General features: G+C 69.9%; 18 protein-coding genes. 6 read left to right on the plus strand and 12 right to left on the minus strand.

Annotated features, from left to right (window positions below):
- The first annotated feature begins 90 nt into the window (after nucleotides 1-90).
- Nucleotides 91-993 carry a succinate--CoA ligase subunit alpha gene (gene sucD / locus V7Z82_RS16765; protein ID WP_045252499.1) on the plus strand — a complete coding sequence of 301 codons (903 nt, stop codon included), beginning with the start codon at nucleotides 91-93 and terminating at the stop codon, nucleotides 991-993.
- Nucleotides 994-1201: 208 nt separating this feature from the next.
- Here sucD and V7Z82_RS16770 read toward each other — a convergent pair whose 3' ends face one another.
- Nucleotides 1202-2674, minus strand: a complete 1473-nt coding sequence (locus V7Z82_RS16770) for an NCS2 family permease (RefSeq protein ID WP_334152853.1) — start codon at nucleotides 2672-2674, stop codon at nucleotides 1202-1204.
- A gap of 93 nt (nucleotides 2675-2767) precedes the next feature.
- On the opposite strand from V7Z82_RS16770, the gene V7Z82_RS16775 reads away from it, so the two are divergent.
- The 3 genes from V7Z82_RS16775 to purH all read left to right on the plus strand — a co-directional run bounded on the left by V7Z82_RS16775 (nucleotide 2768) and on the right by purH (nucleotide 6488).
- Entirely contained in the window at nucleotides 2768-4177 is a 1410-nt protein-coding gene (locus V7Z82_RS16775) for a cell division protein PerM (RefSeq protein WP_334152855.1), read from the plus strand.
- Between the two features lie 75 nt (nucleotides 4178-4252).
- Complete coding sequence (gene purN, locus V7Z82_RS16780; RefSeq protein WP_334152857.1) at nucleotides 4253-4840, plus strand: phosphoribosylglycinamide formyltransferase; 588 nt, start codon at nucleotides 4253-4255, stop codon at nucleotides 4838-4840.
- A gap of 40 nt (nucleotides 4841-4880) precedes the next feature.
- Nucleotides 4881-6488 carry a bifunctional phosphoribosylaminoimidazolecarboxamide formyltransferase/IMP cyclohydrolase gene (gene purH, locus V7Z82_RS16785; protein WP_334152858.1) on the plus strand — a complete coding sequence of 536 codons (1608 nt, stop codon included), beginning with the start codon at nucleotides 4881-4883 and terminating at the stop codon, nucleotides 6486-6488.
- A 56-nt stretch (nucleotides 6489-6544) separates the two neighbouring features.
- Here the strand turns inward: purH and V7Z82_RS16790 are convergent, their stop codons facing one another.
- From V7Z82_RS16790 to V7Z82_RS16835, 10 genes are read right to left on the minus strand one after another with little or no spacing between them, the layout of a single operon-like run.
- On the minus strand, nucleotides 6545-7069 hold the full coding sequence (locus tag V7Z82_RS16790) for a hypothetical protein (protein ID WP_334152859.1): 525 nt from the start codon (nucleotides 7067-7069) through the stop codon (nucleotides 6545-6547).
- The gene (locus tag V7Z82_RS16795; protein WP_334152860.1) at nucleotides 7069-8157 is read right to left on the minus strand and encodes a C45 family peptidase; all 1089 of its coding nucleotides are present in this window, start codon (nucleotides 8155-8157) and stop codon (nucleotides 7069-7071) included. The genes V7Z82_RS16790 and V7Z82_RS16795 overlap by 1 nt, the downstream gene beginning before the upstream one ends.
- Entirely contained in the window at nucleotides 8154-8831 is a 678-nt protein-coding gene (locus tag V7Z82_RS16800) for an FMN-binding negative transcriptional regulator (RefSeq protein ID WP_334152861.1), read from the minus strand. The genes V7Z82_RS16795 and V7Z82_RS16800 overlap by 4 nt, the downstream gene beginning before the upstream one ends.
- A complete protein-coding gene (locus V7Z82_RS16805; protein ID WP_334152862.1) occupies nucleotides 8801-9820 on the minus strand; it encodes a P1 family peptidase in 1020 nt (339 codons plus the stop codon). Before V7Z82_RS16805 ends, V7Z82_RS16800 begins: the two co-directional genes overlap by 31 nt.
- Nucleotides 9817-10608 carry an ATP-binding cassette domain-containing protein gene (locus V7Z82_RS16810; protein WP_334152863.1) on the minus strand — a complete coding sequence of 264 codons (792 nt, stop codon included), beginning with the start codon at nucleotides 10606-10608 and terminating at the stop codon, nucleotides 9817-9819. Before V7Z82_RS16810 ends, V7Z82_RS16805 begins: the two co-directional genes overlap by 4 nt.
- Nucleotides 10605-11600: an ABC transporter ATP-binding protein gene (locus V7Z82_RS16815; protein ID WP_334152864.1), complete on the minus strand. Its 996-nt coding sequence runs from the start codon at nucleotides 11598-11600 to the stop codon at nucleotides 10605-10607. Before V7Z82_RS16815 ends, V7Z82_RS16810 begins: the two co-directional genes overlap by 4 nt.
- On the minus strand, nucleotides 11597-12481 hold the full coding sequence (locus V7Z82_RS16820) for an ABC transporter permease (RefSeq protein WP_334152866.1): 885 nt from the start codon (nucleotides 12479-12481) through the stop codon (nucleotides 11597-11599). The genes V7Z82_RS16815 and V7Z82_RS16820 overlap by 4 nt, the downstream gene beginning before the upstream one ends.
- Complete coding sequence (locus V7Z82_RS16825) at nucleotides 12481-13443, minus strand: ABC transporter permease (protein ID WP_334152867.1); 963 nt, start codon at nucleotides 13441-13443, stop codon at nucleotides 12481-12483. Before V7Z82_RS16825 ends, V7Z82_RS16820 begins: the two co-directional genes overlap by 1 nt.
- A 1-nt stretch (nucleotide 13444) precedes the next feature.
- Nucleotides 13445-15055, minus strand: a complete 1611-nt coding sequence (locus V7Z82_RS16830) for an ABC transporter substrate-binding protein (RefSeq protein ID WP_334152868.1) — start codon at nucleotides 15053-15055, stop codon at nucleotides 13445-13447.
- A 37-nt stretch (nucleotides 15056-15092) separates the two neighbouring features.
- Nucleotides 15093-17120, minus strand: coding sequence for a primary-amine oxidase (locus V7Z82_RS16835; RefSeq protein WP_334152869.1), 2028 nt, complete (start codon nucleotides 17118-17120; stop codon nucleotides 15093-15095).
- A gap of 141 nt (nucleotides 17121-17261) precedes the next feature.
- On the opposite strand from V7Z82_RS16835, the gene V7Z82_RS16840 reads away from it, so the two are divergent.
- Complete coding sequence (locus V7Z82_RS16840; protein WP_334152870.1) at nucleotides 17262-18281, plus strand: LacI family DNA-binding transcriptional regulator; 1020 nt, start codon at nucleotides 17262-17264, stop codon at nucleotides 18279-18281.
- Entirely contained in the window at nucleotides 18278-19423 is a 1146-nt protein-coding gene (locus V7Z82_RS16845; RefSeq protein WP_334152871.1) for a CaiB/BaiF CoA transferase family protein, read from the plus strand. Before V7Z82_RS16840 ends, V7Z82_RS16845 begins: the two co-directional genes overlap by 4 nt.
- A 2-nt stretch (nucleotides 19424-19425) precedes the next feature.
- On the opposite strand, the gene V7Z82_RS16850 is transcribed toward V7Z82_RS16845, so the two are convergent.
- On the minus strand, nucleotides 19426-20769 hold the full coding sequence (locus tag V7Z82_RS16850) for a PucR family transcriptional regulator ligand-binding domain-containing protein (protein WP_334152873.1): 1344 nt from the start codon (nucleotides 20767-20769) through the stop codon (nucleotides 19426-19428).
- Nucleotides 20770-20788: the final 19 nt, after the last annotated feature.

The raw sequence follows: 20788 nt of genomic DNA on the forward strand, positions 1-20788 counted from the left end.
CACCCGCTCGTCACCCTGGCCGCCACGATGGACGAGGGCGCCGACAAGGCCGCCGAGCTCGCCAACGCCTGAGACTGAAGGACTAGAAGAATGTCGATCTACCTCAACAAGGACTCCAAGGTCATCGTCCAGGGCATCACCGGCGGCGAGGGCACCAAGCACACCGCACTGATGCTCAAGGCCGGCACCCAGGTCGTCGGCGGCGTGAACGCCCGCAAGGCCGGCACCACGGTCTCGCACACCGACAAGGACGGCAACGCCGTCGAGCTGCCCGTCTTCGCCTCGGTCGCCGAGGCCATGAAGGAGACCGGCGCAGACGTGTCGATCGCCTTCGTCCCCGGTGCTTTCACGAAGGACGCGATGATCGAGGCCATCGACGCCGAGATCCCGCTGCTCGTCGTCATCACCGAGGGCGTGCCGGTCGGAGACTCGGCCGAGGCCTGGGCCTACGCGCAGAGCAAGGGCAACACGACCCGCATCATCGGACCGAACTGCCCCGGCATCATCACGCCCGGTGAGGCGCTCGTCGGCATCACGCCGGCGAACATCACCGGCAAGGGACCGATCGGCCTCGTGTCGAAGTCGGGCACCCTGACCTACCAGATGATGTTCGAGCTGCGCGACCTCGGCTTCTCGACCGCCATCGGCATCGGCGGCGACCCGGTCATCGGCACCACGCACATCGACGCGCTCGCCGCGTTCGAGGCCGACCCCGAGACCAAGGCCATCGTGATGATCGGTGAGATCGGCGGCGACGCCGAGGAGCGCGCGGCCGACTACATCAAGGCGCACGTCACGAAGCCGGTCGTCGGCTACGTCGCGGGCTTCACGGCACCCGAGGGCAAGACCATGGGGCACGCCGGTGCGATCGTCTCCGGCTCCGCCGGTACCGCTCAGGCCAAGAAGGAGGCCCTCGAGGCCGCCGGTGTCAAGGTCGGCAAGACGCCGTCCGAGACCGCTGACCTGATGCGTGCGATTGTCGAAGCGCTCTGATCTGAGTTACGCTTGAACTGAAGGCCCCGGACTCCACTCTGGGGCCTTCTTTCATGCCCTGGTGGCTGAACTTCGACGGCCGATCCCACGTTCTGCGGCCTTCCCGCGCCCAACAGGCCGCAGAAGTTCGGTGTGGCCGCCGGGGGAGTGCCGCTGACACGAGAGAGGGGCGGATGCCGCAGCATCCGCCCCTCTCCGATTCCGTGCGTCAGACCGCGACGCCGAACAGGGCCTCGATCGGACCGCGAGCGAAGAACAGCACGAATCCGGCTGCGACGACCCAGAGCAGCGGGCTGACCTTCCTGGCCTTGCCGGACAGCGCCTGCACCAGAACCCAGCTCACGAAGCCCGCACCGATGCCGTTGGCGATCGAGTAGGTCAGCGGCATCACCGTGACGGTGAGGAACACCGGCAGCAGCACGCTGAAGTCGCCCAGATCGATGTACTTGATCTGCGCCATCATCATGGCTCCGACGATCACGAGCGCGGCGGCGGCGATCTCGGTCGGGACGATCGAGGTCAGCGGCGTGAGGAACATCGCCAGCAGGAAGATCGCACCGGTCACGACGTTCGCGAGGCCCGTGCGAGCTCCTTCGCCGATGCCGGCGCCGGACTCGATGAACACCGTGCTCGAGGACGACGAGGTGGCGCCACCGGCGATCGCGCCGACACCCTCGACGATCAGCGCCGACTTGATCCGCGGGAAGTCGCCCTTCTCGTCGGCGAGACCGGCTTCCTTCGCGAGACCGGTCATGGTGCCCATGGCGTCGAAGAAGTTCGAGAACACGAGCGTGAACACGATCATGACGAGGGCGACGAGGCTGACCTTGTTGAAGTCGAACCCGAAGTCGACAGCACCGATCAGGCTGAGGTCGGGGAAGCTGACGGGCGAGCCGGTGAGCGCGGGGACGGTCAGGCTCCAGCCGCCGGGGTTGAGCTCGCCGTCGGCGCCGATCTGCGGACCGAGGTGCCAGATCGCCTCGACGATCACAGCCAGCACTGTGCCGGAGACGAGACCGATCAGCAGGCCGCCCTTGACCTTGCGGGCCACGAGGATGCCGGTGAGGATCAGCGTCGCGACGAACAGCACGGTGGGGACGGTCGCGATCGAGCCGGCGATGCCGAGCCCGACCGGGGGCGATGCGGCTCCGGTCGCGGTGACGAACCCGGAGTTCACGAAGCCGATGAAGGCGATGAAGAAGCCGATGCCGACCGTGATGGCGATCTTCAGCTGGAACGGCACGGCGTCGAAGATCAGCTTGCGCAGACCGGTGGCGGCCAGCAGCACGATCACGATGCCGTTGATCATCACGAGCGCCATCGCCTCGGCCCAGGTGACCTGGCCGACGACGGAGAAGGCGACGAAGGCGTTGATGCCGAGGCCGGCGGCGAAGCCGAACGGCAGCCGCGTGACGAGACCGAACAGGATCGTCATGACACCGGCGGTCAGCGCGGTCGCGGCGCCGACGGCGCTGAAGTCCAGCGTCGTCCCATCGACATCGGCGGCGCCGGTGAGAATGATCGGGTTGAGGATCACGATGTAGGCCATGGTGACGAAGGTCACCAGACCGCCTCGGACCTCGGTGCCGACGGTGGATCCGCGTTTGCTGATCTCGAAGAATCGGTCGAATGCGTTCTTGGGCTCCGCGGTCGCGGGAGCAGGGGACGGGGCAGTTGTCATCGGGGGAACCTCCGGAGGAGACGATATCGTGTCGCCCGCACCCGCGCGCGCCCCCGGGTCGCCCTCGGGTTCTCGTCGTAGTCTCGAAACGCTATGCAACGCCTCCTCGTCGCGCTCCTCGCTGCCATCGACGCCGCCATCGCGGCCGCCGTCGGTCTCGTCGTGCTCCTCGCGCCGCTGACCCTGCTGTGGACCCTCGCATTCGGCATCACCGCCGACTGGGGTGCCCTCTGGCCGCTCACCGGCACGCTCTGGGCCTTCGGCCACGGTGCGCCGATCGACGTGGCGATCCCGCCCGAGCTCATCGTCGCCCTCGCGATCCCCGCAGAGGCCGCAGCGTTCACGGTTTCGATCACCCCGCTGGCCTTCCTGCTGTTCACGGTGCTGTTCGCGGCGCGATCAGGTGCCAGGGCCGCGAAGGCGGGCGCCTGGGCGACCGGGGTGCTCTCCGGCGCGATCGTGTTCGCCGCGATCAGCGCGCTGGTCGCGTTCACGTCGCACGTGGCGGCGGCCGAGACCCCGCTCGTGCTCGCCATCGTGCTGCCCGCCGCCGCGTACCTGGTCGGCGCGCTGTTCGGCGCCGTGCGCATCGCCTGGGAGGACGGCGACGGCGGTGTGCTCGACGCGCTGCATGATCTCGTCGACTCCTGGGGCGACTGGGGGCCGGTGCCGGCCGCGATCGTCCGTGGCACCGCCTTCGTGCTGGTCGCCGTGCTCGGTGCCGGTGCGCTCGCCGTCGCGGTGATGACGCTGCTGCGTGGCGGCGAGGTCGTCGCACTGTTCCAGTCCGCTCGCGTCGACGCGCTGGGCGCGGTCATCATGACGCTCGGGCAGCTCGTCTACCTGCCGACCATGATCGTCTGGGCTGTCTCCTGGCTCGCCGGCCCCGGGTTCGCGGTCGGCGTCGGCACCGCGGTCTCGCCGGCCGGCACGCAGCTCGGCGTGGTCCCCGGCATCCCGATCTTCGGTCTGCTGCCCGAGAACAGCTCGATCTGGATGCTGATCGTCATCCTGGTCCCGGTCGGCGCCGGTGCGTTCGCGGGGTGGGCGGTGCGCTCCCGGCTGGTCTGGGAGGGCACGCCGCTCACCATGGCACCTCGTGCTGCCATCGCCGGCGGCATCGGAGTCGTGACCGCTGGTCTCGCAGCACTCGTGGCCGTGCTGGCATCCGGCTCGATCGGGCCAGGGCGGCTGACCGAGGTCGGGCCGGCTCCGCTGCCGTTCGCGCTCGCGCTCGGCGCCGAGGTGCTGCTCGGCGCCGCGATCCTGCTGCTCGCGCCCCGACACCGGGACGAGCTCGCCGAGGAGCGCACAGACCGCTGGAACGCCGAGATGACCACGGTGTCGTCGTGGGACGAGGTGGCGCCCGGCGCGACGGCCTGGCCGACACCCGCCGCGTGGCCTGCCGACGACGAGACGGCCGAGGTGCCGATCGGATCAGCGGACGACACGGCGCCGCTCGATCTCGATCGGTTCCGCCCGCCGGGGGAGCCACGGGACTGACACGCCGCTCGGTCAGCGATCGGCGCGACTGACGCACGGACGGAGCGGCCCGTCGGCCCCGGGTAGACTTGGCGCGTGCTCACGGTCGCCGTTCTCATCTCGGGCACCGGCTCGAACCTTCGCGCCCTCCTCGAGGCTGCTCGCCATCCCGATTTTCCTGCGCGGGTGGTCGTCGTCGGCGCCGACCGCGAAGCCGACGGCCTCGCCCACGCGGAGGAGTTCGGCATCCCCAGCTTCACCGTCCCGTGGCACGAGCACGAGAGCCGCGAGGCCTGGGGCGAGGAACTCGCCAGACAGATCGACGTCTGGTCCCCTGACCTGGTCGTGCTCAGCGGTCTCATGCGGCTGCTGCCGCCGTCGCTCGTGGCACGCTACTCGCCGCGCCTGATCAACACGCACCCGGCGTTCCTGCCCGAGTTCCCCGGCGCGCACGGTGTGCGCGATGCGCTGTCCTCGGGGGCGACCAGGACCGGCGCGAGCGTCATCGTCGTGGACGACGGCGTCGACACCGGACCGATCCTGGCGCAGGAGCGCATCGAGATCGTCCCCGGCGACACCGAGCACAGCCTCCACGAGCGCATCAAGCCCGTCGAACGACGCCTGTTGATCGACGTCGTCCGCGGCATCGCGACCGGCGAGCTCGCATTGACCTCCGCATCCTGACCGACTTCCCCCAACGCCCTCACGCACGAAGGAGCCCATCATGGCCGGCCCCCGCCACGACCACTCGCTCTACCGCGAACGCGACACGGTGCCGATCCGTCGCGCCCTCGTCTCGGTGAGCGACAAGAGCGACCTGCTCTCGCTCGCCGCGGCCCTGGCCGACGCCGGCGCCGAGATCGTCTCGACCGGCTCGACCGCCGCCACGATCCGCGAGGCAGGCTACGAGGTCACCGATGTCGCCGCCGTCACCGGCGTCGCCGAGATGCTCGACGGGCGCGTGAAGACGCTGCACCCGAAGATCCACGGCGGACTGCTCGCCGACCTGCGCCTGGAAGACCACGAGCGTCAGCTCCAGGAGCTCGACATCACGCCATTCGACCTGGTGGTCGTGAACCTGTACCCATTCGTCGAGACCGTCGCCTCCGGCGCCCAGGGCGACGACGTGGTCGAGCAGATCGACATCGGCGGCCCCGCCATGGTGCGCGCGGCCGCGAAGAACCACGCGAACGTCGCGATCGTCGTCTCGCCCCAGTCGTACCCCGCGGTCGTCGCGGCGATCGCCGACGGTGGCACCACGCTGTCGCAGCGCCGCGAGCTCGCGGCCCGAGCCTTCGCGCACACCGCCGCCTACGACACGGCGGTCGCGTCGTGGTTCGCCGAGGGCACGCTGAACGCCGACGGCGATCTGCCGGCGCACCTGACGATCCAGGCGGAGCGCCTCGCGACGCTCCGCTACGGCGAGAACTCGCACCAGCGCGGCGCGATCTACACCCGCGCAGGCGGCCACGGCATCGCCCAGGCCACGCAGCTGCAGGGCAAGGAGATGTCGTACAACAACTACGTCGACGCGGATGCCGCGCTGCGTGCCGCCTACGACATGGTGAAGCCGGCCGTCGCGATCATCAAGCACGCGAACCCGTGCGGCATCGCCACGACCGCACCGAACGCGCTCGACCCGATCGCCAGCGCGCACCTGCGCGCCCACGAGTGCGACCCGGTGTCCGCCTACGGCGGAGTGATCGCCGCGAACGGCACGGTGACGCTGAAGATGGCCGAGAACCTGAAGGACATCTTCACCGAGGTCATCGTCGCCCCGTCGTTCGAGCCGGCAGCGCTCGAGGTGTTCAAGGCCAAGAAGAACCTGCGGCTGCTGCAGCTGCCGGAGGACTGGCAGCAGGAGCGCATGGACGTTCGTCTCGTCTCCGGCGGACTGCTGCTGCAGGATGCCGACCGGTTCCCCGCCGACATCGTGTCCGTCGCCAAGAACTGGGAGCTCGTCTCCGGCGATCGCCCGAGCGATGAGGAGATGGAGAATCTCATCTTCGCGTGGAAGGCCTGCCGCGCGGTCAAGTCGAACGCGATCGTGCTCGCGAAGGACAACGCGACGGTCGGTGTCGGCATGGGCCAGGTCAACCGCGTCGACTCGTGCCGCCTCGCGGTCGAGCGTGCCGGTGACCGTGCAGCCGGATCGGTCGCATCGTCCGACGCGTTCTTCCCCTTCGCCGACGGCGCGCAGGTGCTGATCGACGCGGGCGTGACCGCGATCGTGCAGCCAGGCGGATCCGTGCGCGACGGCGAGGTCGTGGACGCCGCCCGCAAGGCCGGCGTGACCATGTTCTTCACCGGAGAGCGTCACTTCTTCCACTGAGAGACGCGGCATCGCCTGATACACGAGGCTCGGGGTCAGTCGCCCCGAGCCTCGTCTCATGTTGCGACGATCGCGCCCATCGCAACCGTGGATGCCGCCATCGTGATGTGATGCACCCGGTGCGACCAGGACGGACGAGCGCGGAGGGCGATCACCGCGAGGATGATCGTGCCTCCGCACACCGCGGCGCTCAGGAGCTGCGGAAGCGCCGCAGCTGCAGCGTGCGCGTGCGACCCGGCCACGGCGCGCGGCGTCGGCGCCATCGTGGGCATGAGCAGCACGAGCACACCGGTGGCGACGAGTCCCAGCGCGAGGTGCGCGGACAGCGGCGCAGGGCCCTGGTGCGCCGTCGAGGTCGCCGACGCCCGGCGAACGGCGGCGAGTGCGAGAGCCGCCACGAGCATGAGCGCGAACCAGGCCACCGGTGGGAACAGCGAGAGCGTCATGGCGTCAGCCATGCCGAGCAGCATGAGCAGCGCGGCCAGGAGCTCCGGCGCGGCCGAACGGCTCGGCGAACCCGCGAGCGCGCAGACGCCGACCGCCGCCAGCACGAGCGTGCCGAGGTGCAGGACGTCGGCCATCACCCGGTCTGATCGTCCGGCACGGCGACCCTGCGCCAGTGCGAGCCCGCGACGTCGCTCGGTGCGGCGGCGGCGAACTCGATCGCACCGCGCGCGACGTCGAGCGCCACGGTGAGCTTCGTCTCCCAGCGCAGGTGCTCCGGTTGCTCCGGGCGCGCCCGCACCGAGATCGGCGTGTCGGGGATGGCGCCGAACGCCAGTGCCCGCTCGCGGTCGTCGATGATCCGGGCGTCCTCCGCTGCATCCGTCAGGCACTGATATCTCGGCACGCTCGTCGTCTCGTACGGCGAGTACTCACCGGCGGCGAGCGTCTCGTCGAGGAAGTGGTTCGTGTGCGCGATCGTGCTTCCCCGCTCTGCCGCGAGCACCGCGACGCCCGCCGGCGCGACCTCGATGCACGCCGCCTCGGGCGTCCGGCCGTCGAACGCCACCACGGTCAACACGCTCGATGCAGCCAGTGGGATGCTGCGGGCGATGTCTGCCGCGTCGGCCACCGTGCTCGCGCGGTCGAGGATCATCCGGGCCAGCACGTGCACCGGCACCCCCTGGCCTCTCCCGTCGCTGCGGTGATGGAGGATGTTGAAGTGCAGGCCGAGACCGCGGTCGTTGACGCCGATCTTGGCGGGCTGGCCGAACTCCGCGAAGGTCACGACGCGGGCCCCGGAGGCTGCGTGCAGCCGGCGGACGACCGTCTCGTTCGACAGGGTCTCGTGCCAGTCCCACGTCTGCAGCGTGCGCGGGGGAGTCGCATCCGACGGCACATGCACGACGGTGGAGCACTCCATCGAGGGGGTCATGCGCGCCAGGATCTCGGTCCGCGCGGTGAGCAGCTGCACGTCGGTGAGCGACAGGCCGCTGCCCTCCGCAACGCCGCGGAACTCGGCAGCGATCTCCGGTGCTACGGCACTGACTGCATCCCCGCACTCGTCCGCGATCGTGCGCGCCCGCTCGGCCGAGACTCCGGACTGCTCGAACAGGCGCAGGTAGGCGTCACGCGCTGCACGCAGCTGTGGCGCCCAGTGCTCGCCGAACCGGCGGCCCTCGCTCCGCACGTCGGACGATTCCGAGGTCCACTCGTGCACGATCACGCGTCGCCTCCGATGCGCTCGACGAGCTCGGCGACATCGCCGTAGGGGCAGCCGCGTGCACGAGATGCCGCCGCCACCCGTTGCCGCACCTCGCGCGGCTTGTCCTGGCTGACCTTGAACACCGCCCGCTGCTCGAGGATCTCGAACCGGAACGACACGATCCCGCCGACGATGCGCTCGAACGTCGGCAGGGAGCTCGTCATGTCCCAGGCGGTCGGCTCGAGCGCCTCGAGGTCCTCGACCGTCCGCGTCACCACGTGCATGCCGTCCTCCGCGCCCTCGAGCACCGTGACCCGTGCGGTGAGGTGCACCGCCGCGTAGTCCCAGGTCGGCACGTTCGGGTCGTCGGCGTAGGTCGTCGGGGAGACGTAGTCGTGCGGTCCGGAGAAGATCAGCAGCACCGGGTCACCGTCGGACAGCTGCTGCCACTGCGGGTTCTTGCGCGCGATGTGACCGAGCAGCTCGCCGCCGACGAAGCCGCCGTCCGCTGCCATCCGCTCGATGATGATCGGGGTGTGGGTCGCCGTCGGCGCGCCGGACGCGCCGCCGCCGTTCGACACGATGAGCGCGAACGGATGCCGCCGCACGAGCTCGTTCACCTCGTGCTGCGACGGGGCGGGGTACTTCTCGAACTCGTACACGGTCAGCCGGCCGCGCAGAGGATCGCGTCCCACGCCGTCTCACCGGCGAGCGTCGCGACCGCGGTGGAGTTGAGCGACAGTCGACCGCGCGAGGTGCCGGGGTCAGCGGGCAGCGCGACCTCGTCGGTGGTCAGCGCGAACAGGGTGTCGCCGTCGAGCGGCGTGTGGAAGGGCTGGATGCCGCGATGCATCGAGCTGTGCACCTGCAGGCCGAACTGCTTCAGCTCGACGTCGGACAGCTGCACGTTCGTCACGACCGCCGTGATGGTCGTGTTGCCGGACATGGAGTCGACGAGCCGCGATTCGCTGATCGCCTCCTCGTAGTCGAGCGCCGGGTGGCGGCGCTCGCCGGTGGTCGCGTCGTAGTTGCCGCGGATGATCTGCCCCTGCCGGTTCAGGATGACGCCGTATGGATTGAGGACGGTGACGACGAGCACCTTCACGTCGCCGACCTGACGGAAGGCGACGCCCTGCCCGGTGAACTCCACCCTGGCAGGGTCGACCTTGCCGGAGGACGCCGAGGCGCCGCCGCCGACCCGGCCGACCTCGACCACGCCCTGCCGCGCCGCGTCCAGTGCGGCTCTGCCGAGCGCGGCATCCGGGTACACCGAGTTGTCGCGCACCGAGTAGTCGTAGATGATCGCGCCGGAGACGAGCTGCAGCTGATCGAAGCCGGACCGGTGCTCTGCACGGTCGAACAGTGCCTCCGACACCCCGGCGACAGCCGAGAGACCGTACACGGATCCGCCGGCGAGGCAGATCGCGTGGTTGTAGCCGTAGAGCCCGCTGGCGCCGACCGCACCACCGCGTCGGTCGCTGAAGGTGCGCGCGCCGGCGGGGATCGACAGCACCGTCGCCCCGGTCGGTCCCTCCGCATACTCGGCGGTGCCGAGCAGCACACCGGGGAAGTCGTACTCGACGAGTCCACGGTCGGTGCCGTGCACGGGGGAGAGGGCGTAGTCGCCGTTGGAGCGACGCGGACCCGCGGGGAGGACGGGCGCGAGGCGGTGGATGTCGGTCACGATGAGAGCTCCTGGAACAGTTGACGCGAATAGGGATGGTTCGGCAGGTCGTAGAACACCTCGGTCGGCGCGTGCTCGACGATCTCGCCGGCGCGCATCACCGCCACGTGGTGGGAGATGTACCGCACGGCCGCGAGATCGTGCGAGATGAAGAGGGCGGCGAATCCGTGCTCGGCCTGCAGATCCTGGATGAGGTTGAGGATCTGCGCCTGCACCGACACGTCGAGCGCGCTGACGGCCTCGTCGAAGACGATGAACGCAGGGTGCGTGACCAGTGCTCTCGCGACACTCACCCGTTGCAGCTGCCCACCCGAGAGCTGGTGCGGCCGGCGGTCGGCGAACGAGGAGGGAAGGCCGACGCTGTCGAGCATCGCCAGTGCGCGCTGCTCGGTCGCCGCACTCCGACGCTCGTGCACCAGCACGGGCTCCAGGACCGAGGAGAGCACGGTGGAGCGCGGATCGAGTGCCCAGCGCGGATGCTGCAGCACGGCCTGCATCCGACCTGCCCGCGAGCGCAGGCTCCTGGCGAGCGGGGCGCCCTGGAAGCGCACCGATCCGGAGTCCGGACGCTGCAGTCCGAGGACCACGGCGCCGGAGGTGGTCTTGCCGGAGCCCGACTCACCCACGAGGCCGAGGGTCTGTCCTGGTGCCACGGAGAAGGACACATGCGACATCGCCCTGACCTCTCGTCGGCCGGCTCCGATGCCGGAGGTGAAGGAGACGCAGACGTCGTCGAGTTCGATCGTCGGGGCGGCACCGGCGTCCGCTGCAGTCTGCTCCGTGCTCATGCGGACAGCTCCTTGTCCTGGATCAGGCCGGCGTGACGATCCGCCTCGACCAGCTCGGCGGCGCGGATGCAGAGGCTCTGACGCGGCGGCACCGGCTCGGGACGCACGACCTCGCAGGCGTCGATCCGGTGGGCGCAGCGTGCGGCGAACGCGCACCCCTCGGACTCGCCGTGCAGCACAGGGGGAGAGCCGGGGATGCTCGCGAGGCGCTCGCCGCGGCGCGCCCTGGACGGGTCGGTGGCGGCCAGCGCGCGAGCGTAGGGATGCGCAGGGCGTCCGAGCACTGCGGCTGCCGGCCCGCGCTCGACGACGCGTCCGGCGTACATCACGGCGACCTGGTCACACCATCGCGCGACCGCAGGCAGATCGTGGCTCAGCCAGATGATCGTCGTCCCCTGCTCCTGCGCCTGGGCGAACAGGAGTCGGATGACCTCCTCGCGCACCTGGCTGTCGAGTGCGGCGGTCGGCTCGTCGGCGATCAGCAGCTTGGGGCGACGGCACATCGACATGGCGATCGCCACGCGCTGCGCCATGCCGCCGGAGATCTGATGGGGGAACAGTCTGATGACACGTGCGGGGTCGGCGATCTGCATCGAGGCGAGCAGCTCCACCTGGCGGGGCATGGAGTCGTCGTCGCCGACCGCACGGAGGATGAGCCTCAGCTGCGCGCCGATCCGCATGGTCGGGTCGAGGGAGCCGATGGGGTCCTGAGCGATGTAGGCAAGGGTGTCGCGGCGGTATGCCCGCAGCGCGTCGTCGTCCAGGCCGAGGACATCGATGCCGTCGACCTCGAGCTGTCCGCGGACGATGTTCGCGGACCGCGGCTGCAGGCGGCCGATGACGGCTGCGAGCGTGGACTTCCCCGAGCCGGATTCTCCGACGATCGCGACGGAGCTGCCGTCGGCGACATCGAGGTCGACGCCGTCGAGGGCGCGGACCGTGGTCGCCCCGGTGAACTCCAGGGCGAGATCGCTGATGCGGATTGCGGTCATCGGAGGGACCTCGTCTCTCGCGGTTCGAATCGGTCACGGAGTCCGTCGCCGATGATGTTGATGCACAGGATCGAGATCACCAGCACGATGCCGGGGATGACGACCAGCTGCGGCGTCTGCGTCATGTAGAGCATCCCCTGTTGGATGAGCAGCCCCAGTGAGGCCTCCGGCACCTGCACCCCGAAGCCGAGGAAGCTCAGTCCGCCCTCCACGAGGATCGCGACGGAGAGGGCGTAGCTCGCCTGCACCGCGATCGTGCCGGAGATGTTCGGAAGCAGGCGGCGCGCGAAGATCACCGGGGTGCGCACGCCGCTGATCTTCGCGGAGACGATGAAGTCGCGCTCGGCGACCGACCTCGTCGCGATGCGCACGACCCGCGTCATCAGGGGGATGGTGATGACCACGATGCTGATGATCGCGGCGGGGCGTCCAGGTCCGAGGAGTGCCGAGACCAGGATCGCGAGGACGAGCGCCGGGAACGCGTAGAGCACATCGGCCACGCGCATGACGGCTTCGTTGACCGCGCCGCCGTAGTAGCCGGCGAGCATCCCGAGCAGCGTGCTCACGAACGCGGAGCACAGGACCGCCACGATCGAGACGACGAGTGTCGTCGCGGTGCCCTGGAAGAGTCGGGGGAGCAGCGATCTGCCGAGGTTGTCGGTGCCGAGAGGAGCCAGGGCCGACGGCCCCTCCAGGCGACCGCCGACGGTCGCGCTGGTGGATCCGGTGACGCCGGTGAACACGGCGATCACGGTGAGGACGACGATGAGTCCGAGCACCACGACGGCGATCCGGAGCACGGCGTCGCTGCGGCGCCAGGCGCCTCGGGTCGCATCGCCCGCTGCGCGGACGCGGTGGGTGGCGGTGGGTGCGACGGTCATCAGCGGTTCCCTCCGGTGAGGCGCAGACGCGGGTCCAGCGCGTTGGCGATGAGATCGACGAGGAGGCTCGCCGCGATGAACACGATCGCCGCGAGGAGCACGGAGCTCTGCACGATCGCGTAGTCCCGTCGGCCGAGGGCCGTCTGCAGGTAGGAGCCCATCCCGGGGATGTCGAAGACGAACTCCACGATCACCGTTCCTCCGAGGAGCACAGCCACGAGTGCGCCGACGATCGTGAGGATCGGTGCCGCCGCGTTGCGGAGCACGTGGTGGCGCAGGATGAACCCCGGCGTCTCGCCGCGGGCGACGGCCGCCTGCACGTGCGGTTCGACGAGCACGTTCATGACCGCATCCCTGGTGTTGCGTGCGACGACCGCGACGCAGCCGACCGCGAGGACCGTCACCGGGAGCACGAGCGCGCCGAAGAAGCGGGACGGATCGACATCGAACGGAGCGAACCGGCCGACCGAGACACCGAGGCCGAGCGTGGAGACCGCGAAGACCACGAGCCCGGCGAGCAGGAACTCGGGAATGCTGATGCCCAGGGCGCTCACGATCCGGCCGACTGCGCCGGCGGAGCCCTCGGATCGGATGGCGGCCAGGAACCCGAGGGGGATGCCGACGAGCAGCGTGACCACGATCGTCAGCAGCGCGATGGTCGCGGTGACCGGGAGGCGGGCTGCGAACTCCTCGGACACCGACACGTTCGAGACGAAGGAGTACCCGAGGTCGCCGGTCAGCACACCGAACAGCCAGTGGAAGTACTGCACGACCACCGGATCGGAGAGACCGGATTCGGCCACGGCCTGGGCCCGCTGCGCCTCGGTGGCGAGCGGACCCAGGACGAGGTCGGTGTAGTCGCCCGGCATGAGGCGCACGGACGCGAAGATCAGCACCGAGACGACGACGAGCGTCAGCAGTGCGGCGCCGATGCGCCGGAGCGACCACAGAGCGACGGCCATGTCAGCTGGCGCGGAACTCGGTGATGTGACGGAGGAAGTTGCCGTAGCCCTCGTCGCTGGTGAGCGTCGGGGACAGCGAGGCGGTGTTCCATCCGAGCGTGGACGGACGCAGCACCAGCGGCACCATCTCGCTCTGCTCGTCGGCGAGAGCGCAGAGCTGCTGGAACACCTCGGCCCTGTCCGCACCGGGCTCGGTGGCATACCCGTCGGCGATCAGGCCGTCGAGCTCGTCGGAGCCCTGCATGAACACGGCGGAGAATCCGGCGACCTCCGGGTTCCACCACGTGGTCACCATCGCGGGGTCTGCGTAGCCGGCGAACCAGCTCAGCGCGAGGTCGAAGTCCGCGGGATCGCCGTACACCTGGGCGGTGTAGGTGGCGTAGTCGACCTGCTGGATGTCGACGGTGACGCCGATCTCCGCGAGGTTCTGCTGCATGACCTGCGCGATCTGCGCGAGCACCGGCTCGTCCGTGTAGACGACGAGGTCGAGCTCGAGTCCACCGATCCCGTCGATCACGCTCTTCGCCGCAGCGACGTCGTGGGCTGCCGACGGGAGGTCTTCGGCGAGGCACGAATCCGGGAGGCCGGCCGGCGTCACACCGGTCGTGGAGGTCGATCCGCCGAACGCGAGCTCGTTGATGGCCGAGCGGTCGATCGCGCTGTTGATCGCGAAGCGCACGTCCTCGTCCTGCAGCGCCTCGTCACCGGTCAGGGAGTTGATCATGAGGTAGTGGAAGTCGGTGTTCTTCTGACCGACGACCGTGACGTCGTCGGCGTTCGAGAGCAGCTCGGCCGAGTCGATCGAGTTCAGCACGGCGAAGTCAGCCGAGCCGTCGCGGAGCGCCGCGGCTCGGGTCGCCTCGTCGCCGACGATGTCGATGGTCAGGGTCGAGAAGCCGAGCGAATCGGCATCCGGGTGGTGCTCGTTGGGTTCGAACGTCCACTCCTCGTCCTGACGGTGGGAGGTCGCCACCAGCGGACCGGTGCCGACCATCTCGGTCGTGATGTCGAGCGCTCCTGATTCGATCTCCGCCATCGGCAGGATCGCCGCCGGCGTGTTCGCGAGTGCGGCGAGGAACGGCGCGTAGGGAGTGGACAGGGTCACCGTGACCTCGAGGTCGCCGGTCGCCTCGATCGACGCGACCGGTCCGAGCTGGCCGGTCCACGTCGTCGGGTTGTCGACGAGTCGCTGCAGGCTCCCGGCGACGTCCGCCGAGGTCATCGGGCGCCCGTTCGAGAACACCGCGTCGTCCGCCAGGGTGAAGACGTACTCGGTGTCGCTCGGCATCTCCCAGGAGGTCGCGAGCTTCGGCGCGACATCGAGGTTCTCATCGATCGTGGTGAGCGTCTCGTAGGAGAGGCCCTCCAGCATCCAGGACCGGGCGGTGGCCGCTCCCTGCGGGTCGAGGCCGCTCGCCTCGGCGGTGTCGTAGTCGACCTGGACCACGAGCTCACCGCCGGCGGCGGCGCTCTCGTCGCTGACGGCGAGGAAGCCCGGCGCTGCCTCATCCTGGGTCGGTCGGGTGTCGGGTGACGCGCCTGAGGCGCATCCGGTGAGGGCGAGGATCGTGACGGCTGCGGCCGCGACCCCTGCTCGAGCTGCTCGGTGCATGTCGGTGTTTCCCTTCGGGATGTCGGGCGACGACTGATCAGTCGACGTGCGACGACGGGCGGACAGAGAGGTGATGCAGGTGGTGCTCGGATCCGGTGGAGCCTGTGTCCTCGTGGGCGCAGGAGCATGCGGAAGAGGATGCCGGAACGTCGAGGGTCGGGTTCCGGTCGAAGAAGTCGTGGGGCTTGAGCGTGAAGCCGCACGAGTCGACCGGCATGATCGGCCAGTCCTCGGTGCGGGGGAAGTGGGTGAGACCGAAGGTGTGCCAGAGCACGAGGTCGGCGCCGTCGATCGACGCGTCATCCGCGACGAAGGCGGGCAGTCCCTGCTCCGGCGCGCTCTGGTTCACCACGTCGCCGGCGGGGTAGCGCTCCTCCTGGTCGTACGCGGTGACCCAGAGATCGGCCGTCGCGAACCGGGCACGCGAAGCGATGACCGATTCGGGCTGCGCGAGCAGCACCGGCTTGCCCTCGGGGGTCAGCACGTACGAGGTGGGTCGGCCGAGACGGTTCTTCGCGGTGGCGCTGCTCACCCGCCAGGTGCGGTCGACCGTCGCGTTCGCCCTGCGTCGCCCTTCCTGCTCGCTGCGCAGGCGAGTCGTCGTGAAGCCGATCGCGCTGCCGTGCAGATTGTCGTCGTCGATCGGGAGCGTGCGGACGTCGACCTCGTCGATCACGGCAGGGCCATCGTCGACCGCCATGTCGAGCCGCGCGCAGAACAGGTGCTGGTGGTACGGCGCCGCCAGCCCGGGGGCGAGCTCGCTCGCGAACCGGCCGGTGCGCTCGTCGTAGGCGGCCGTGAACACGAGCCCGGTGGCCTTGGCCTCGAACTCGATCTTGCCGTCGAGGTAGAGGTACCAGTAGAAGCCGTAGTCGTAGTTGCCGACGGTGACGAAGAAGGAGATGACCAGCCGACGCTGGCGGCGGACGTCGCTCGAACCCGTGAACTGCTCGGTGTGCTTCCACAGCACGCCGGCATCCTCCTCGTGGATGCAGATCGCGTTCGGCAGGATCTTCACGTTCCCGCGGGCGTCCGCGATCGGCACGTCGAGATAGGTGATGTCTCCGACGCAGTCGCAGCCGAGGTCGAGCGAGTTCACGAGTCGCCCGAGCTGGTACTCGCCGGTATCGAAGTAGTTCTGCCAGAACCGCACCGGCCCGGGGTCGCCGTAGGGGACGAGCATCTCCGCGATCGAGGCGCGGTGGACGATCGGACGGATGCGACCTGCGTCCTCGAAACCGATGCCGTGCAGGATCAGCCCCTCGCGCATGTCGTAGGCGATGCGCAGCGACCACTTCTCCCACGAGATCACGTCGCCGTCGAAGCTGAAGCTCGGACCTTCCGGCTGCGTGATGACGATCGGCTTCTGCGTCGTGCGCTCCGGGCCGAACGTGCCGGGCACGTGGTAGTCGCCGGTCTCCTGCGGGATCGGCATCACGCCGGCGTCGATCACGTCGACGACCGTGCGGCTCGCGAGATCGACGTACGCGACGAGGCCGTCGATCGGATGCGCCCACGGCATGGTCTGCGGGGTGGGCTGGTGGTGACCGAGCACGCGTGCCAGTCGGCGTCCGCTCTCGCCCTCGATGGGGTAGCGGCCGGCGGAGAGACCGGCCAGCGCGACCGTGCTCGGGTCGTCGATGCCGCGGGCGGCCAATGCCGTGGCCCAGCGCCGGTCGGCGCCGATGAGCTCGCGGATGATCCCGTGCTCCTCCTGGAGCAGCGGCACCTGGCCGTCGATCTCCGGGTCGATGTCGGCATCCTTCACGATCGTGCCGGTGCCGAGGTCGACCGTGACGGCGCGTGCGCGTCCGCTGTCGACGTCGAGCAGCTGCACGCGAGCCCGCCGGGGCACCGGGCGTCCGGCGATGACCGCTGTGCGGTCGGGCTCGTCGAGCCCGACATAGGCGATGCGGTGCGACTCGTCGAGCGAGTCGTGCGACCGGAGGATCTCGGCCACGCGCTGCAGCTCGTGCTCCGAGAGCGTCGCGTACGGCGCCCCGGACTCGTCTCCGAGTCGGCGCGAGCGCTGGACGTGATCGGACGTGGAACAGCTGCAGTTCATGGAGTCTCCGTTGGAAGTCGGTGCCGGAACGTCTGCGTGCCGGAACGTTCCGGCAAAAGTATGCGATGAACGTGTTACGGCGCAAGACCCGAACTGTTTCGAGTGGATTACGGCTTGCCGAGTGTGGTTAGACTCGGCCGCATGCAAGAGCCACGGCGTGCCCGATTGATCGATGTCGCTCGGCGCGCAGGGGTCGGCAAGACCACGGCGTCCGACGCGCTCAGCGGGGGAGGAAGGGTCTCCTCGGCCACTCGCGACGCTGTCCTGGCCGCCGCTGCCGAACTCGGCTACTCGGTGAACACGGCGGCCCGGCACTTGCGCGGCGGCGCCATCGGCACGATCGGCATCGTGCTCCCCGAGGTCGTCTCGAGGTCGTCGTACTACATGGCGTTCACCTTCGGCATCGTCACCAGCGCGGCCGCGCACGACATCGACGTGACCATCGTGAGCCCATCGCTCTCGTCCGGCCGCTCGCGTCCCATCAGGGCCGACGGCCTGATCATCGGCGACCCGCTGTCCGGCGACCCCGGTCTGCAGTCGCTCATGGGCTCGGGCATCCCGATCGTCACGCAGGAGCACCTGCCGGACGAGGTCGCCGGCGCTCCCGACGGCGTGGTCTGGTCGTCGCACGAGGCCGCGATGCTGCGGCTGTTCGACGAGGTCGACGTCACGCAAGCGCAGCATCCGGCGCTGCTCGTCGCCCCTGATGCGACGGACTGGTCCCGGCAGCTGGTGTCCGGATTCCGCAAGGGATGCGCGACGCGCGGCCTCGATCCGGTGATCGCCCCGATCTCCTTCGAGGCCCCGTGGCCGGCGGTCCGAGCGGCGACGGAGAAACTCCTGCAGCAGCATCCGGAGACCGACGTGATCATCTGCGGACCGGACTCCAGCGCGATCGAGGTCGTCGCCGTGCTCGGGCGTCTCGGCAGGACCATAGGCGAGGACATCACCGTCGTCTCGTGCGTCGACCACCCGTCGCTCCCGTTCCTCACCCCCTCGATCACGTCGATCGACCTGCGACCTCGCGACTCGGGCGTCGCCTGCGCGGAACTGCTCATCGATCTGCTCGACGGCCGCGCGACGACGGGGACCGATGTCGAGTTCCCGATCTCCGTCGTCGCCAGGGACTCGACGGCGCACGCGCTGCGGGTGCGTGCATGACCGCGCCGCTCGAGGGCATCGTCGTCGCGGATTTCTCCCGCGTGCTGGCCGGACCGCTCGCCACGATGACACTCGCCGACCTGGGCGCGCGCGTGATCAAGGTCGAACGACCGGGCACCGGCGACGACACCAGGGCCTGGGGTCCGCCGTATGCCGAATCCGGCATGACCACGTACTTCGAGTCGGCCAACCGCGGCAAGGAGTCGGTCGCGCTCGACCTCACCGACCGGGCCGACCGTGACCGGGCGCACGAGCTCATCGCGCGAAGCGACGTCGTGATCGAGAACTTCCGGCCAGGGCTCTTCGAGAAGCTCGGCTTCGCCTGGGAGACGCTGTCCGCCGCGAACCCGCAGCTGATCTCGGTGTCGGTGAGCGGCTTCGGTCTCGGCGCTGGGGCTGCGCTTCCCGGATACGACTTCGTGGCGCAGGCCGCCGGCGGGCTGATGCACATCACCGGTGAGACAGGCGGCGATGCGATGAAGGCCGGCGTGGCCCTCGTCGACGTGCTGACGGGGAAGGACGCCGTGATCGGCATCCTCGCCGCGCTGCGGCGGAGAGAGCGCACCGGGCTCGGCTCGCGGATCGAGGTCAATCTGCTCTCCAGCCTGCAGGCCGCTCTCGTGAATCAGGTGTCGGCGCATCTCGGCGCGGGCGTCGAGCCTGGACGGCTGGGGAACCGGCATCCGTCGATCGCGCCGTACGAGACCCTGCGATGCGCTGATGCGCCGATCGCGGTGGCCTGCGGCAACGATGCGCAGTTCGCGAGGATGACCGGGGAGCTGGGCCGCCCCGAACTCGCCGCCGACCCCCGATTCCTCAGCAACTCCGATCGGGTCGCGCATCGCGACGCGCTGGTCTCGGAACTCGAGGACGCGCTCGCCGACGGCACTGCCGCGGCATGGTCGGAACGACTGAATCGAATCGGTGTCGCGGCCGGAGTGGTCAACACGATCGGCGACGGCATCGCCCTGGCCGAGCGCCTCGGGCTCGATCCGGTGTGGGATGCGGTCGGCAGCGACGGACGCCGTTCGCGTCAGATCCGGTCTCCATTGGAATGGACGCCCGAGCTCCCGGTCACCGCGACCGCGCCGCCGCGACTCGGCGAACATGACGCGCAGGTGCGCGCCTGGCTCGACGGCTGACCTCAGCGCTGCTGATCGCGCAGCGCGATCCAGAGCTCGGCCGCCACGTCGGGATCGTCGAGTGCGACGCCGATCAGGCGTTCGGCGGCGAGGATGCGCGGGCGCACGGTGTTGCGATGCACGCCGAGCTCGCGCGCGGTGCGCTCAGCCTGGTGTCGATGCCGGAGAAATGAGACGACGGTGGGCAGCAGGGTCGGGTCGGCGTGCGTGAGCTCGTCGACCCAGCGCCGGGCCCGAGATTCCGGTGCCCGGCGCAGACCGCTCCCCGGCGACGCGTGATGGAGTGCGAGCGTGCGCGCGGCTGCAGCCGGGACATCGTCCAGCCCGACGGCGGCGCTGAGCGTGCCGGAGCTCGCGTGCACGGTCTCATCGGCGGGCAGGAGTGCGAGGCGCAGGTCACCGCGCTCGACGGTGAACGGGAATCCGAGGTCGTCCTGGGTGCCCACGAGCACGGCGAAGAGCAGCGGCAGCTCCACATCCGCAGCCGACGCCAGTGCACGTGCGGCCGCGGCATCGCCACGGAGCGCCAGCTCGGCGATCCACCCCTCGGCGCGCGCTGCCGTTCGGGGCGTCGCGGTCAGCAGACGCAGCAGTGCGGTCGCGGTCAGCGCGAGCTGGCGGTCGGCGCGACCGAGTGGTCGGCTCGCGCCGAGGGCGAGCGCGCCTCGCGTGCGCTCGCCGACGACGACCGCGTGCGCGAGCACGGTCGAACCGTGCGAGACGAACGATGCCGCCTCGACGCCGGATCGCAGCAGTGATCGCTCCACATCGCTGCGCACCGCGGGCAGGATGCCCTCCAGAGACGGTGGGTACAGCATCCCCGGTCCGGCCCCCTGCCCCCATGGCAGCCAGGCGACCCACCCACCGATCGCCTGCGCCATGACGCGGATGATCGCGGCGACCGCATCGGGATCGGTCGCCGCCTGGACCAGGCGGGTGTGCGCGTGGGCGGTGCGGAGCGCCTCCTCCTGGCCACCGCGTCCTGCGATCGACCAGAACGCGCGGGAGACGTCGAGGAACGGGACGCCGTCTGGGACGGCGAACACCGGGATGCCGGCGATCCCGCAGCGTTCGACCAGCTCGGCCGGCGCATCGTCCCAGCCCTCGCCGAACCCGATCCCGATCGCACCGATTCCGTGCTCGGCGAGGCGGTCGACGTACGCCGCGGCGGACTGGCCGTGGAGCGGGATGCCCGTGGTGAGCAGCAGCTCGCCGCCCTCGAGATAGCGCCCGGGGTCGCTGAGCTCGGAGACGTGGACGCCGGAGATCGTGCGCGCGCCGTCGAATGGGGCGAGCGGACGGAGCGAGGACTCCGCGCTCTGCACGAGTTCACCGAGAGACACCATGCATTCAGTGTGCGTTCTG

It is taken from the genome of Microbacterium sp., assembly GCF_036823965.1.
Taxonomy (GTDB): Bacteria; Actinomycetota; Actinomycetes; order Actinomycetales; family Microbacteriaceae; genus Microbacterium.

Coding starts and splice junctions, on each gene's coding strand:
- sucD (WP_045252499.1), top strand. CDS start 91: ATGTCGATCTACCTCAACAAGGACTCCAAGGTCATCGTCCAGGGCATC.
- V7Z82_RS16770 (WP_334152853.1), bottom strand. CDS start 2,674: ATGACAACTGCCCCGTCCCCTGCTCCCGCGACCGCGGAGCCCAAGAAC.
- V7Z82_RS16775 (WP_334152855.1), top strand. CDS start 2,768: ATGCAACGCCTCCTCGTCGCGCTCCTCGCTGCCATCGACGCCGCCATC.
- purH (WP_334152858.1), top strand. CDS start 4,881: ATGGCCGGCCCCCGCCACGACCACTCGCTCTACCGCGAACGCGACACG.
- V7Z82_RS16790 (WP_334152859.1), bottom strand. CDS start 7,069: ATGGCCGACGTCCTGCACCTCGGCACGCTCGTGCTGGCGGCGGTCGGC.
- V7Z82_RS16810 (WP_334152863.1), bottom strand. CDS start 10,608: ATGAGCACGGAGCAGACTGCAGCGGACGCCGGTGCCGCCCCGACGATC.
- V7Z82_RS16815 (WP_334152864.1), bottom strand. CDS start 11,600: ATGACCGCAATCCGCATCAGCGATCTCGCCCTGGAGTTCACCGGGGCG.
- V7Z82_RS16820 (WP_334152866.1), bottom strand. CDS start 12,481: ATGACCGTCGCACCCACCGCCACCCACCGCGTCCGCGCAGCGGGCGAT.
- V7Z82_RS16825 (WP_334152867.1), bottom strand. CDS start 13,443: ATGGCCGTCGCTCTGTGGTCGCTCCGGCGCATCGGCGCCGCACTGCTG.
- V7Z82_RS16830 (WP_334152868.1), bottom strand. CDS start 15,055: ATGCACCGAGCAGCTCGAGCAGGGGTCGCGGCCGCAGCCGTCACGATC.
- V7Z82_RS16835 (WP_334152869.1), bottom strand. CDS start 17,120: ATGAACTGCAGCTGTTCCACGTCCGATCACGTCCAGCGCTCGCGCCGA.
- V7Z82_RS16840 (WP_334152870.1), top strand. CDS start 17,262: ATGCAAGAGCCACGGCGTGCCCGATTGATCGATGTCGCTCGGCGCGCA.
- V7Z82_RS16845 (WP_334152871.1), top strand. CDS start 18,278: ATGACCGCGCCGCTCGAGGGCATCGTCGTCGCGGATTTCTCCCGCGTG.
- V7Z82_RS16850 (WP_334152873.1), bottom strand. CDS start 20,769: ATGGTGTCTCTCGGTGAACTCGTGCAGAGCGCGGAGTCCTCGCTCCGT.